Below are 14,110 nucleotides of genomic sequence, written 5' to 3'. Positions count from 1 at the left end.
CTATGCCATAGGGGTGCGCTCCCTAAGTCATAGGGTCAGGCCAGCTATGTCATAGGGTTGCGTCCCCTAAGTCATAGGTTTAGGCGTGCTAAGTCATAGGGTTGCATCCCCTAAGTCATATGGATATTGTCTCAGAATGTCAAACATCGCTTTTCTGCCCCGGTTGTCATCACCCCCATTTTTTGTTGTCAGACAGCATAGCTATTCTGTTCACGCTGCAAAGATACAACAAACAAAAATAGGGTCCGTGACAACAGTTATCACGGAAAATGGCAAGAAACCCGAAAACTTTCATTTCTGTTAGCAAAGTTTAACAATTGGACCCCTTCTGACCCCCTCCAAGAGCCCCTGTCGGGGTGTTGAAACCGGCCAAGTCATAGGAAAACCGTCGTCGAATGATAAAAAACGCTTTTTAGCCGTTCTCGTTGGTTGGGGCCTCGGTGAAGGTCGCTTCAAACCGCCCCTCATACTACCTTCTCTCTCGATGAGAGAAGTACGTATGGGGGCTTGAAGCCTTCACCTCGGCCGACTGCCAAATGACCCCGAAACAGACTATGATGTGCCCTTCGGTATGGAGATCACCAAGGAGAAGACCCCCGAGATCTATACCCTGATGGAGAGAAGCATCAAGACCTGCGACCAGATAGGCGGCAAGGCCAAGTGGTTCTACAGACGTAAGCGTCCGTTCCAGCGCATGCACGAGCATATGCTCACCCGCCACGAGGAGCCCGGCCTCGTCCACAACGGCTCCTATCCCTCTGGTCATACCATCCGCGGATGGAGTGCCGCCCTGTTGCTCTCCGAGATCAATCCGGCAGCAGCCGACACCATCCTGGCCCGTGGCATGATGTATGGTGACAGCCGTGTCATCGTCGGCGCCCACTGGCAGAGCGACGTCGATGCAGGCCGTCTGGCCGCAGGTGCCGCCTGTGTCGCCCTCCACACCAGTCGGGACTTCCTCGACCAGTTGGCCAAGGCCCGTGCCGAGTTCCTTCGCCTGACGGGAGCGAAGAACTGACACAGTCTTGGCAGTGCCTATCGGCCGCCTGAATGATTCCCCAAACACAAAATCTTTCCTTGCTGATTCAGTTTTTTCTGGAAAAGTAAAGGAAAGATCTTTTTTTATTATTGATAAACAATATGTTATCCTTATTTTAGAACGCGTGTGTTATAGTTTTGACGTATAAAGGTACACGTATTACTAAAAAATAACCAAAAAGTTTGGAAATATAAAATAATCTCTTTATATTTGCGGTATGAATTTAAATAGTAATAGATTTACTAGGATAAAAACACCTCTAAGGTGTATTGCGGATATCCAGTCTGGTATATACGCAAAAGGGTCGCCGGCAGGAGCTATAGCATGTCTGCAGGTAAGGGATTTGCAGATGTCTTCGCCGGAAACAACAGCCACCCGTATAGAGTATACTCCCAAATTGGATAGCTATTTGCTCAGAAAGGGTGATTTGTTGTTTGCAGGGAAGGGTACTACGTATCTGTGTCAGGTCTTTGACTATGATATTGCAGCTGTACCTTCTACCACCTTATATTATATAAGACTACATACGGATGTCGTTAGTCCTGAATACCTTTGTTGGTATATGAATCATCCAAGTGTCGTGGCTGCCATTAAAACTGTTCAGGTAGGCTCTGGAACACCATTGATTCATAAGCCAACATTAGAGAACTTGGAAATAATTGTTCCAGACAAGGAGACACAAAAGTGTATCGTTGAGGTGGCAGAACTTCAGAAACAAGAAACCCACCTTATGAAGGTAATTGCAGAAAAACGCATGCAAGTCACCAATCAGATACTTATCAACGAAATAAAAAAATAATAGATATGGAGATTAAGAAGATTGCTCAAGAAGACATTAACCGCACAGTTTGGAAGGCATGTGACACCTTCCGAGGTGTGATTGATCCGAGTCAGTACAAAGACTACATCCTTACCATGCTTTTCCTGAAGTATGTAAGTGACGTATATAAGTCTAAATTGAACGACTACCTTATTAAATATAATAGTGATATAGAGCGTTCAGAACGTGCTATGCGCCATGAGCGTTTTGTGGTGCCAGAAAAGAGTTCATTTGATTTTCTGTACAAGAATAGGAATGCGACCAATATTGGTGAGCTTATTGACGAGGCACTGGCAGACCTTGAAGATGCCAACCGCGAGAAGATGAGTAGCGAGGATGGCAGCAGTATCTTCCGCAACATCAGCTTCAATAGTGCCAATTTGGGCGAGCCCAAAGAAAAGAATGCCCGTTTGAAGAATCTGTTGCAGGATTTCCACGAATTGGATTTGGATGAGTCCCATTTAGAGAACAACGATATTATTGGCGATGCCTATATGTACCTTGTCTCCACTTTTGCAGGGGAGGCAGGTAAGAAGGCGGGAGATTTCTTCACGCCAGCAGAAGTTTCTACGCTACTCGCAAAGTTGACCAAAAGCAAGCCAGGTGCACGTATCTGTGATGTCACTTGTGGTTCAGGCTCTTTGTTGATTAAGGCAGGCAAAGAAGTGGGCAACAATAACTTCTCACTCTATGGCCAAGAGGTAAACGGTAGTACATGGGCATTAGCCATGATGAATATGTTCCTGCATGGATTCGATAATGCCGTTATCCGTTGGGGCGACACGTTGCGTAACCCCAAGCTGAAAGTTAACGACAAGTTGATGAAGTTTGATACCGTAGTAGCTAATCCTCCTTTCTCTCTTGATAAATGGGGAGCAGAAGAAGCTGCCAGTGATCCCTTCAACCGTTTCTGGCGCGGCATACCTCCTAAGAGTAAGGGCGACTGGGCTTTTATCAGTCACATGCTGGAAGTAGCAGACGATAATGGTGGCAAGGTTGGTGTCATTATTCCTCATGGTGTTCTTTTTCGTGGAGGCAGTGAAGGAAAGATTCGTCAATATATCCTTGAAAACGAACACACGTTGGAGGCTGTCATTGGCTTACCTGCCAACCTTTTCTATGGAACAGGCATCCCTGCCGCTATTGCCATTTTTCGTAAAGGGCGTAATTCAGAAAACGTTTTGTTCATCGATGCCAGCCGAGAGTATGAGAACGGCAAGAATCAGAATAAACTTCGTGAAAAAGATATCGAGCATATCGTAACGACCTATCAGAAGTTTGTCGATGGTGAATTCACGCCAGGTGTAGCCGAAGACAAATATGCCTTTGTCGCCACTCCTGGTGATATCCGCGAGAATGATTTCAACCTCAACATCCCTCGCTATGTTGATACATACGAGGAAGAAGCAGAAATCGACATCCCTGCTGTGCAAAAAGAAATAGAGCAGTTAGAGGGAGAACTGGCAGAGGTTCAAGCCAAGATGAAAGAGTATTTGAAACAGTTAGGGTATTAAACAACCATTTCGAGGACATCCTCGAAATGGTATAAAAGCGTAAACGATTTAAAATCAAGAAAAATATGAGTAAAAGACTTACAAAAAAGACAATGTCTTTATTCGAGAGTATTAAACATGTTGATCCAAACGGAAATGAATATTGGACAGCACGAACTTTATGGAAAATCTTAGAATACACAGAATACAGGCATTTCCTCCCTGTTATAGAAAAAGCTAAAATTGCTTGCCAAAATAGTGGTCAGAATATTGAAGACCATTTCGAGGATATCCTCGAAATGGTTGAAATAGGATCAGGTGCAGGACGTCCCCTCGATTCCGTCAAACTCTCAAGATATGCTTGCTACCTGATAGTGCAAAATGCAGACCCAAGCAAGCCGATTGTGGCACAGGGTCAGACCTATTTCGCCATTCAGACCCGTATCGCTGAGGTTCAGCAGATGAAAGAGTACCAGGAACTTTCCAGCGAAGAAGAGAAACGTTTGTTCCTTCGCACAGAACTTCAGAAGCACAATTCTCAATTAGCAAGTGCTGCGAAGGATGCTGGTGTCATAGACTCAAGAGATTATGCTATTTTCCAAAACTATGGGTATCAAGGCCTTTATGGTGGAATGACGGCAAAAGACATTCATGCTAAGAAAGGCCTGAAGAAAAGCCAGAAGATACTGGATCATATGGGAAGCACAGAATTAGCTGCTAACCTGTTCCGTGCAACCCAGACTGAAGAAAAGCTTCGACGAGAGAATATCAAAGGTAAACAGCAGGCAAACATGACCCACTACGAAGTTGGTGCGAAAGTCCGTCAGACCATCAAGGAACTTGGTGGCACTATGCCCGAAGACCTTCCAACAGCAGAGAGCATCAAGGCCGTTGAGAAAAAGAAGCAAAAGCTGCTCAATTCAAAGAAAGAAGGAACTGAAGAATAACGAAAAAAACGGCAGTATGAAGAAATGGAGTTTAGCACATTTTTGTGCATATTTATCATTAGCCATATCCATCACTTTATTGGTTTTATGGTGTTGCAATGTTGGTGGGTTTACTGTAGTTAGCCTTGATTCCTTTGTTGGAGTCATTGTTGCCTTGCTTGCGATTATCGTAGCCTTTGTTGTTGGGTGGCAGATATATAATAGTATAGAAATAAAGGGAAAGATTGAAGAGTTAAGTGCCTTAAAAGAAATAATAAATGTTCAAGAAAAAAATATTAATCAGGTAACAGGAAAGTCTCAACACTTAATATCATATATACTGGGAAACGAAGCGTATAAAGAAAAAAGATATTTAGATGCCTTTCGTTTTTTTATGTCATCATTGAGATATAGTATGCAATTGGATTCTCCACTAAATGTCGAATTATTGTTAAAAGGGTTGGAGCAAATTAATAAAAACATAAGTAAAGAGAATGATTTTAAACCTTCGAAAACAGAGGAAATTTCCACCTATAATAATGATATTAAAATATCATCTGGTTATAATCTCATAAAAGATCGATATGAGGAAATCTATATAAATTTCAACGCAAAAGTAAAGGTTGGCAATGGATAAACATATACCACAAGGATATAAAGAATCTCCACTTGGCATCATTCCAGAGGGATGGGAAGTGAAGAGGCTGGGAGACTTATGTCTTGATATATATTCTGGAAGAAATAAAACACGTATTGATTCTGGAACTTATCCCGTTTACGGATCTACTGGAATTATTGGAAAAACTAACGAATATCAATATGAGGGGGAGAAAGTTCTTGTAGCTCGTGTTGGGGCTCATGCCGGACAAGTTGGTTTGGCCTCAGGTAAATATGACGTTTCGGATAATACCATTATTGTTGAAAACAAAGATTATTATTCACTATATTTTGCATATCAACAATTGATTGCCGCTAATCTTAACAAAATGGTATTTGGTTCAGGACAACCTCTAATAACAGCAGGAATGCTAAAGCGTATGTTTGTCATTTATCCACCTTATGAGGAACAAGAACTAATTAATAGTGTCTTAAAGCTTTGGGACACCGCCATAGAGAAACAATCAGAATTGATTGAAAAGCTCAAATTGCGCAAACGCGCATTGATGCAGCAACTCCTTACTGGCAAAAAACGCCTGCCAGGATTTAGTGAAGAGTGGAAAGTGCAAAGGATCAAAGATCATTTTATGCAAATCGAAGACAGAAATGACGGCAAGGGACACATCCCTATGACCATTTCTGCTAAATATGGTTTAGTGTCACAAAAGGATAAATTTGATCGAGTTGTTGCAGGAAATAGTTTGGAGAAATATACTCTTTTAAGAAAAGGGGATTTCGCATATAATAAAGGGAACTCAAATCTTTATGAGATGGGGTGTATCTACCGACTCAAAGAAGAATCTGCGGTGGTCCCGTTTGTATATATTTGTTTTAGGACTAAAGATAATACTTGTAGTGAGTTTTACAAACACTTCTTTATCAATCATGGGTTGGATTCACAATTAAAACGGATCATCACATCAGGGGCACGAGGCGACGGATTATTAAATGTGAATTCAGAGGACTTTATGTCACTCAAAATGCCTTATCCTATTATTGAAGAACAGGAGGCGATTGCAAATGTTCTAAATAGCGCAGACAAAGAAATAGAACTCGCCGAAAAGAAATTAGCAAATCTTCTATCTCAAAAGAGAGGCTTAATGCAGCAATTATTAACTGGTAAAAAACGAATAAACAAAAATTGAATAGTATGAAAAAAGAAGAAAACAAAGTCGAAGCAATTAACGAGAAGCCTGTATGTGGTATCATTATGCCGATTTCATCAATAGACAATTGTTCGATGGAACATTGGGCAGAAGTAAAAAAAATCATATCAGAAGCCATCTGCGATGCTGGTTATAAACCTAATCTCGTAAGCAATGCTGATGATATAGGTATTATACAAAAAAGAATCATTCAGAATATCTATGACAACGACATTGTTGTCTGTGATGTGAGTGGCAAAAATCCTAACGTAATGTTTGAGTTGGGCATGCGTTTGGCTTTTGACAAGCCTGCAATTATTGTTATAGACGATAAAACAGATTACTCATTTGATACTTCCCCCATAGAACATCTATCATATCCTCGTGATCTACGATACTACAACATTCTTAATTTCAAAGAACAATTAAAAACAAAGATCATTGCTACTGTCGAAAAAGCAAAAAATGATCCGAATTACACTACGTTTCTGAAAAACTTCGGAGAATTCGAAGTGGCACATGTGGAGAAAAAAGAAGGCTCTATGAATGAAGTCTTATTATCTAAAATAGAGGAAATGGCTTACCATTTATCAAGAATGGAGCGACGCATAAATACAAGAGAAAATGTTATGGTAAGTACTTTGGAGAACGAGAAAATTAAATCTATTATACATTCTGGTATTGGACAATTCTGCAAAGAGAAAGACGTACCATATCGGGCTTTAAAAGAAGATCCAAGTTTCTTTGCAGATAGACTTTTTACATATTTAGAAGAGAATGAGGAATTAAGGAGACTTTGTAAAAGTCCGGAGACATTACGTTCATATTTAGATATAGTCCTTTCTTTTTTCTAATATGATAATCTATGGATAAACGATATCAGATATTTATCAGTTCCACGTTCTCTGATCTGAAAGAAGAACGTAACAAAGTGATGCAGACTATTATGAGTTTGGATTGCATTCCTGCTGGTATGGAGTTGTTTCCAGCGATGGATGAAGAACAATTTGATTTCATAAAGAGAGTTATAGATGATTGTGACTACTATCTACTAATTGTAGGTGCTCGCTATGGTAGTATGGATGATAATGGTGTTAGCTATACAGAAAAGGAATATGATTATGCAAAAGAAAAGGGTATTCCTGTAATGGCTTTCCTTCATAAGGATATTTCTTCTATTCCTTTAGGAAAAGCAGATACTGATGCAGTATTAAAACAAAAATTGGAGAACTTCCGTAAAAAAGTGGAGACAGGAAAACTTGTAAAATATTGGGATAATGCAGATGAACTTAATGCATTAGTCGCAATTAGCTTACCCAAAACAATAAAGATGTTCCCAAGAACAGGATGGGTTCGAGCAAATTTGCAGACTAATGCGGAATCCTTACAAGAGATAAACCAATTACAAAAAGAATTATCGGAACTTCGTGAATTTAAAGCAAAACAGGATCAGGACTTAAGTCAATTAGAAAATAATCTGAAAGACAGAATTGCAGGATTAGAAACAATTGCTACTATTCCAGGCCAAAACAAACACTTTGATTATAAAAAACATAAAGATGCTGTTACAACATGGAAAGCGCAATTATCTATAAAAGAGATTTTTGAAAAATTAGCTCTTTACATGATAGATAATAGCTTGTCTGATACCCAAGTTAGGAATAGAATTGCTAGAATATCATTTGAATCTACTGGTAAGAATTTTGACAGAAACGACAATTGTCAGATAGAATTAAAAACATATCAGCAGATAAGACTTCATCTGAAGTTATTGGGATTAATAGAGATGTGTACGATACCGGAGTGCAAATCCATTTATTGGCAATTATCTCATAACGGGAAAGCTCTGATATTGAATTCACTATGTTTTTTTAAAGATAAAAATCAGTAACATATGACACTACCCATAAACATTGAGTCGCTGATTGACGGAAGAGTCGTTGAGAGTGACAGAATCGAGTTTAAGAAAGGGTGGAATCCTGATGCCATCTATAGGACCATTTGTGCCTTTGCCAATGATTTCGAAGACATTAGTGGCGGTTATGTCGTAGTGGGAGTAGAAGAAGAAAACGGCAGAGCAAAAAGACCCGTCTGCGGAGTTGACATAGATGATCTGGATGATATTCAGAAATCTATGATTGGCTTCAATAATCTCATCATGCCCTACTACCAGCCACGAACTGCCATTGAAGATGTTGACGGGAAGAAAGTGTTTGTAATATGGGTAACAGCAGGCGACAGACGCCCCTACAAAGTTCCTGATAATGTAACAGCCAAGCATAAAGAGTATAATTACTATATTCGATATAACTCCAGCTCAATCGTAGCAAAAGGGGATTATGAGGTGGAGCTGTTGAATATGGCCAACCGCGTTCCTTTCGATGACAGGGGGAACACATCAGCTTCCATAAAAGATGTGTCGATGCTACTGGTAAGGGACTTCCTGACACAAACAGGCAGCAAATTAGTTGAGCAACTTGAAACAAGCTCTCCTCTACAAATTCTTCGACAAATGGATTTGGTAGAGGGTCCAAATGAGAATGTAAGAATCAAAAATATAGCCTTGATGCTGTTCTCATATCATCCTGAGAAGTTTTTCCCTAGTACCCAAGTGGATATTGTCATTTATCCTAAAGGCAAGGATGCAGACCCAGATAATTTCATAGAAATAGATCCCATAAAAGGACCTGTGCATCAGATTATCAGACGGACTCTTGACTATGTAAAGACAATGGTGATTAGGCAGAAAGTTGCCAAAGTAGCAACAAAAGCAGAGGCTGATAGAACTTTCAATTACCCTTATCAGGCTCTGGAAGAAGTTATCGTAAATGCTTTATACCATCGCTCCTACCAGGAACGGGAGCCTGTTGAGATCTCTATTATGCCAGAGCAAATAGAAATTATCAGTTACAGTGGTGCCGATAGAAGTATCAGACTGGAAGACCTTCGTGCAGGCAAACGAATCCATGCAAGAAGATATAGGAACAGGCGATTAGGTGATTTCCTGAAAGAACTGGATTTGACAGAAGGACGCGGAACAGGAATCCCAACCGTCAAGAAAGAGTTGGAAAAGAACGGCTCAGATGATGCATCATACGAGTCAGACGAAGATAGAACCTATTTTTATGTATCCATTCCATGCCACAAAGACTTCGTCTGCAAGGAACTAGTCGTTGATGATGACGGACATATTCGTGAGCGTAAACTGTCTGTTGCAACTGCAGTTGATATTAGGAAACGAATATTTGATTTAATTATGGATAATACTCATATTACTCGCCGAGAGCTAGCTGATACCATTGGAATTAATCAATCTGCTATTCAAAAACATATTGAAGTGCTTATTAATAATGGTAATATTGCTAGGAAAGGACGCACTCGTGGAAGTTACTTCATTATTTTGAAACAATTATAATGCAGGTGGTCAAATAGGTGGTCAAATAGGTGGTCAAATAGGTGGTCAAAAAATGGATAGTATGTTAACCGTTTTTGAAGTCAATGTTTTCTCAACTGTTGATGATGTCACCCAAGATGTCACTCAAGATGTCACTCAAGATGATACTCAAGGTGATACTGAAAGTGGTTATAGTGGGCACTGGGAAATAGAAAAATAGGGCAAATATGGATAGAATATCATTCAAAGAAAACGATATAAGCCAGAAGCCGGCTTTGGAGCTGTTGCAGAAGTTGGGCTATCAGTATCTATCGCCAGAAGAGGCATTGGCTATGCGGGGTGGAAAGACTTCCAACGTGCTGTTGGAAGAGGTGCTGAGACGGCAACTGAGGGAACTGAATTCCATTCGGATAGGTAACCGTAAAGAGGAACGTTTCTCAGAGCAGAACATCGAGAACGGAGTGATAGCCATGCGTAATGTGCCGATGGAGGGTGGATACCTTAGTGGCAATGAGGCCATATATAACATGTTGACATTAGGTAAGGCTTTTGAGCAGAGCATCGATGGTGACAAGAAGAGTTACACCATGCGATATATCGATTGGGAGCATCTAGAGAATAATGTCTATCATGTGACAGAGGAGTTTGCTGTGACCCGTACAGGCTCTGCAGACACCTATCGTCCTGATATTGTTTTGTTTGTGAATGGTATTCCGTTGGTAGTAATAGAGTGTAAGCGTCCTGATATCAAAGGAGCGGAAGAACAGGCTATTTCCCAGCATCTGCGTAATCAGCAGGATGATGGCATCAGAGGACTGTATGTCTATAGTGCGCTGTTATTGGCTGTTGGAAATAACTTCGGCAGTTATGCCACAACGGGTTCTGCACAGAAGTTCTGGTGTAAGTGGCATGAGATGCACATTAATAAGGAAGAGGAATTGGATTACCAGAAACGACTCCTGGATATAGTGAACAAGGACGAAGAAGTAGTGCGCACTCCAACGATACAAGATGAATACATCTATAACCTCTGTCGCCCCAAACGATTGTTAGAATTGATTTACCACTTTACGATTTATGATGCAGGCATCAAGAAACTGGCCCGTTATCAGCAATACTTCACCGTGAAGGAAACGGTGGAGCGAGTAAAACGCATTGAAGCAGGCAAGCGTAATGGTGGCGTAGTTTGGCATACGCAAGGTAGCGGAAAGTCTCTGACGATGGTGATGTTGGCTCAGAAGATTGCCACTGTCGTGCAGAATCCTCGCATCGTATTGGTAACAGACCGCACAGACTTGGATGCACAAATCACTAAGACTTTCCGTAAATGCGGTAAGGATGTGGAGAATGCGACAACTGGCATCAAACTGGTGGAGTTGTTGGAAAGCAATACAGATTCTGTGATTACAACCATCATCAATAAGTTTGCAACAGCCATCAAGAAAATCAAGCAGCCATTGACAGATCCGAATATCTTTATTCTGATTGACGAGGCTCATCGTAGCCAGTATAAAGAGATGGCTATCCAGATGAATCGTGTTCTGCCTAATGCTTGTAAAATAGCCTTTACGGGTACGCCTTTGATGAAGAAGGACAAAAATACAGCTCGCACTTTTGGTGGAATCATCAAACCCGTCTATACAGTGAAGCAGGCAGTAGAAGACCATGCAGTGGTACCCCTGTTATACGAGGGAAGAATCGTGCCACAGTTTGTAACGGAAGGGCCCATCGACAGTTTCTTTGACCGTGTGTGCGATGACTTAACAGAAGAGCAATCGGTTGATCTCAAGAAAAAGTTTTCACGTACGGATATTCTCAACCAGACGGAACAGCGTATCTATTCGATTGCAGTAGATATTTCAGAACATTACTCAGACAACTGGAAGAGTACTGGATTTAAGGCCATGCTAGTAACTCCCAAGAAAAAAGTGGCGATCCTCTATAAGAAATATTTGGATGAGATCGGTAAGGTGACATCAGATGTATTGATCACAGCACCTGACGACCGCGAGGGTGAGGAGACGGCTTACGGAGAAAGCTCTGAGGAGGTGAAGGCATTCTGGAAAAAGATGATGGACGAGCACGGGGCTCCACATAAATATCAGGAGAATCTGATTGCCAGATTCAAAGGTCAGGAGGATCCTGAGATTATGATTGTTGTGGATAAATTGCTGACAGGATTTGACGAGCCCAAAGTGGCTGTCATGTATATTGACCGTCATCTGACAGGACATACACTTCTGCAGGCTGTCGCTCGCGTCAATCGTAACTGTGATGGGAAAGACTATGGCTATATCATCGATTACTATGGTGTATTAGCAGAGTTAGATGATGCGTTAAGCATTTATTCTGAGTATGACGAAGAAGATAGAGATGTGTTCCGTGAGACGCTGGCACCTGTTAGTGATAAGATTGCAGAATTGCCTCAGAAGAATGCAGAACTATGGGATTTGTTTAAGGCTATTCCAAACAAACGTGATTTGGAAGCCTACGCCCAATCATTGCGACTGGAAGACAGGCGTCATGAGTTCTATGATCGTCTGACGGCTTTCTCGTCTGTGCTTCAGCTGGCTCTTTCTACCAAAGAATTTCATGATCATACCGATGAAAAGACAATTGAACGATACAAAGAAGATTTGCGTATGTTTGCCAAACTACGTACTTCTGTCCAGTTGCGCTATTCTGATGCTGTTGACTATAAGAAATACGAGGCAAGAATTGAGAAGTTAATCAATCGTCATGTGGAGAGTGACGAAGTAAAAGTCATCACTCAATTGGTCAATATCTTCGATACTGAAAGTTTCCAGAAGGAGGTCGACAGTATTGTTGGAACAGCAGCTAAGGCTGATACTATTGCTTCGCGTACCTCTAAATATATTAAGGAGAATATGGATTCTGATCCTGCTTTCTATAAGAAGTTCTCACAATTAATTCGTGAGGCGATTGAAGCATATGAGCAGGGACGACTTAGCGATAATGAATATCTGGAAAAGATGTTGCAGTTCAAGGAGGATGTACTGAACCATACGGACAGTGAACTGCCGGCAGAACTGGAACATAATAATGCTGCAAAAGCCTATTATGGTATTGCCATAGAAAACTACAAACGACTATTCCCTGATCAGCCTATCAGAGAAATGGCTCTTGCTACGACAAAGGCTTTCGATGAGATTATTCGTAAAACAGTTGTTGTTGACAATGCGGTTTTAGTGGATTGGCAATTAAAAAGTGATATCATCGGAAAGATGAAGATTGATTTGGAAGATGAGTTGATTGACAACATCAAACGTAAGTATGGACTTGACTTCTCATTCGACGATATGGATGTCGTCATTGACGGTTGTGTAGATGTGGCAAAGATATGGATCAAATAACTGTAGAGGCATCCCTTGCGGTTGCCCATGACCATATACAATATGGAGCGACTGTCATCGATTATGATATAGAGTTTGCCCATAGAAAGACTCTAAGCATTTGTGTTAATCCGGATAGTCGTGTCTGCCTGAAAGCGCCTATAGATGCGACCTTGGAACAGATTCAACAGAAAGTACATAAAAGGGCCAGTTGGATTCTCAAACAGAAACGGTTTTTTGAGTCGTTTGGCACATCTACGACAAAGCGCCTGTATATTAGTGGAGAGTCGCATCTCTACTTAGGGCGTCAGTATATGCTCAGAGTCAAAGAAAGTAATGTGAATGCAGTCCATTATCAGAATAACATCATTGAGATAGAGTGTCGCCATAAGAAAGATGCTGGTATCTTGTTACAAACATGGTATCGCCAACGGGCCAACGTCAAGTTTCAAGAGTATGCTCAGCCAATCATTGAACAATTTTCTGTCTATGGCGTAAAACCCCAAAGTCTTTCCATTAAGAAGATGGAAAAACGATGGGGATATTGTACCACTGATGGGCGTATTTCTCTCAATCCACGGCTTATTTGCGCTCCAAGATGTTGTATTGAATATGTGATTACTCATGAAATGTGTCATCTCATTTATCGTAATCACACTAAAGATTTTTATGCTTTACTTACCAAAGAGATGCCTCATTGGGAGAAGTGGAAGACAAAACTGGAAAGAGTTATGATGTGACGTATATAATTGGGCACTTTATAAAGAATCTTTGTGTACATAAAATCATAGGGAAGGAAATGATTTCTTTGAATTTCCCGGACAGAGTGGTGCTCATAACTTGCGTGGTGGTAGGAACATCGGAGTTGGAGGCGTAGGTGCGAGTTTTGGGCGGTTTTGGCAATTAGTTGATTATGAGGTGATTATGCCTATGTAAGAAAGAGGCGGAATCTTTCCCTCAAAGAGATAGGGTCTATGAGTCGTGGAGATAGGGTTTACGAGTGAAAGGGATTATCTCTATACCCTATAAGGGATTATCTCCTTCTCTCGTAAGTGCCATTCCTTACAGTCGTGGAGATAATCTCTTTGACTGATAGAAGGCCCCTCTACCCAGAGTAGGCCCTGTCTCTACGCCGAACAGACTAAAAGTGCAATATCGTATTGCTCTCGATTTATCGTATCTTTGCACTGTCAATACGAAGGAAAGAGAAAGTAAAAAAGAGCCTCGAAGATTGAAAGCAATCTTTCATCGTTCGCGACTCTTTATCTTTTGTGATCCCGTTG

The 14,110-nt window shown here is 41.0% G+C and carries 12 protein-coding genes; all 12 read left to right on the top strand.

Translation table 11 applies throughout. From position 1 onward, the window contains the following. Positions 1-571: 571 nt before the first annotated feature. The 12 genes from BLU99_RS07830 to BLU99_RS07780 all read left to right on the top strand — a co-directional run bounded on the left by BLU99_RS07830 (position 572) and on the right by BLU99_RS07780 (position 13,567). Entirely contained in the window at positions 572-1,018 is a 447-nt protein-coding gene (locus tag BLU99_RS07830; protein ID WP_091900848.1) for an acid phosphatase, read from the top strand. 238 nt (positions 1,019-1,256) lie between these two features. Further along, positions 1,257-1,838 carry a restriction endonuclease subunit S gene (locus BLU99_RS07825; RefSeq protein WP_091900846.1) on the top strand — a complete coding sequence of 194 codons (582 nt, stop codon included), beginning with the start codon at positions 1,257-1,259 and terminating at the stop codon, positions 1,836-1,838. 5 nt (positions 1,839-1,843) lie between these two features. Then, a complete protein-coding gene (locus BLU99_RS07820; protein ID WP_091900844.1) occupies positions 1,844-3,373 on the top strand; it encodes a type I restriction-modification system subunit M in 1,530 nt (509 codons plus the stop codon). A gap of 65 nt (positions 3,374-3,438) precedes the next feature. Beyond that, the gene (dinD, locus tag BLU99_RS07815) at positions 3,439-4,299 is read left to right on the top strand and encodes a DNA damage-inducible protein D (RefSeq protein WP_091900842.1); all 861 of its coding nucleotides are present in this window, start codon (positions 3,439-3,441) and stop codon (positions 4,297-4,299) included. A gap of 16 nt (positions 4,300-4,315) precedes the next feature. Then, positions 4,316-4,915, top strand: a complete 600-nt coding sequence (locus BLU99_RS07810; RefSeq protein ID WP_144006115.1) for a hypothetical protein — start codon at positions 4,316-4,318, stop codon at positions 4,913-4,915. After that, positions 4,908-6,080 (top strand): restriction endonuclease subunit S, encoded by a 1,173-nt coding sequence (locus BLU99_RS07805; protein WP_091900838.1) that lies wholly within the window; start codon positions 4,908-4,910, stop codon positions 6,078-6,080. The genes BLU99_RS07810 and BLU99_RS07805 overlap by 8 nt, the downstream gene beginning before the upstream one ends. Positions 6,081-6,085: 5 nt before the next feature. After that, positions 6,086-6,934 (top strand): hypothetical protein, encoded by an 849-nt coding sequence (locus BLU99_RS07800; RefSeq protein WP_091900836.1) that lies wholly within the window; start codon positions 6,086-6,088, stop codon positions 6,932-6,934. A gap of 11 nt (positions 6,935-6,945) precedes the next feature. Next, the gene (locus tag BLU99_RS07795) at positions 6,946-7,971 is read left to right on the top strand and encodes a DUF4062 domain-containing protein (protein WP_091900834.1); all 1,026 of its coding nucleotides are present in this window, start codon (positions 6,946-6,948) and stop codon (positions 7,969-7,971) included. A gap of 3 nt (positions 7,972-7,974) precedes the next feature. Continuing rightward, complete coding sequence (locus BLU99_RS07790; RefSeq protein WP_091900832.1) at positions 7,975-9,495, top strand: RNA-binding domain-containing protein; 1,521 nt, start codon at positions 7,975-7,977, stop codon at positions 9,493-9,495. Between the two features lie 52 nt (positions 9,496-9,547). Next, positions 9,548-9,694: a hypothetical protein gene (locus BLU99_RS12275; RefSeq protein WP_176771084.1), complete on the top strand. Its 147-nt coding sequence runs from the start codon at positions 9,548-9,550 to the stop codon at positions 9,692-9,694. Between the two features lie 7 nt (positions 9,695-9,701). Continuing rightward, the gene (locus BLU99_RS07785; protein ID WP_091900830.1) at positions 9,702-12,848 is read left to right on the top strand and encodes a type I restriction endonuclease subunit R; all 3,147 of its coding nucleotides are present in this window, start codon (positions 9,702-9,704) and stop codon (positions 12,846-12,848) included. Continuing rightward, positions 12,836-13,567, top strand: coding sequence for a M48 family metallopeptidase (locus BLU99_RS07780; protein ID WP_091900828.1), 732 nt, complete (start codon positions 12,836-12,838; stop codon positions 13,565-13,567). The genes BLU99_RS07785 and BLU99_RS07780 overlap by 13 nt, the downstream gene beginning before the upstream one ends. Positions 13,568-14,110: the final 543 nt, after the last annotated feature.

Origin of the sequence: Prevotella sp. lc2012, from assembly GCF_900107065.1 — a bacterium.
GTDB lineage: Bacteria > Bacteroidota > Bacteroidia > Bacteroidales > Bacteroidaceae > Prevotella.
Note: the sequence above shows the minus strand (reverse complement) of the source record. Positions and strands in the feature narration are given on the sequence as shown.

Excerpts from the sequence above, each read along its gene's own strand:
- BLU99_RS07785 (WP_091900830.1), top strand. The coding sequence starts at position 9,702 with ATGGATAGAATATCATTCAAAGAAAACGATATAAGCCAGAAGCCGGCT.
- BLU99_RS07805 (WP_091900838.1), top strand. The coding sequence starts at position 4,908 with ATGGATAAACATATACCACAAGGATATAAAGAATCTCCACTTGGCATC.
- BLU99_RS12275 (WP_176771084.1), top strand. The coding sequence starts at position 9,548 with ATGGATAGTATGTTAACCGTTTTTGAAGTCAATGTTTTCTCAACTGTT.
- BLU99_RS07780 (WP_091900828.1), top strand. The coding sequence starts at position 12,836 with ATGGATCAAATAACTGTAGAGGCATCCCTTGCGGTTGCCCATGACCAT.
- BLU99_RS07825 (WP_091900846.1), top strand. The coding sequence starts at position 1,257 with ATGAATTTAAATAGTAATAGATTTACTAGGATAAAAACACCTCTAAGG.
- BLU99_RS07830 (WP_091900848.1), top strand. The coding sequence starts at position 572 with ATGGAGATCACCAAGGAGAAGACCCCCGAGATCTATACCCTGATGGAG.
- BLU99_RS07800 (WP_091900836.1), top strand. The coding sequence starts at position 6,086 with ATGAAAAAAGAAGAAAACAAAGTCGAAGCAATTAACGAGAAGCCTGTA.
- BLU99_RS07820 (WP_091900844.1), top strand. The coding sequence starts at position 1,844 with ATGGAGATTAAGAAGATTGCTCAAGAAGACATTAACCGCACAGTTTGG.
- dinD (WP_091900842.1), top strand. The coding sequence starts at position 3,439 with ATGAGTAAAAGACTTACAAAAAAGACAATGTCTTTATTCGAGAGTATT.
- BLU99_RS07810 (WP_144006115.1), top strand. The coding sequence starts at position 4,316 with ATGAAGAAATGGAGTTTAGCACATTTTTGTGCATATTTATCATTAGCC.
- BLU99_RS07790 (WP_091900832.1), top strand. The coding sequence starts at position 7,975 with ATGACACTACCCATAAACATTGAGTCGCTGATTGACGGAAGAGTCGTT.
- BLU99_RS07795 (WP_091900834.1), top strand. The coding sequence starts at position 6,946 with ATGGATAAACGATATCAGATATTTATCAGTTCCACGTTCTCTGATCTG.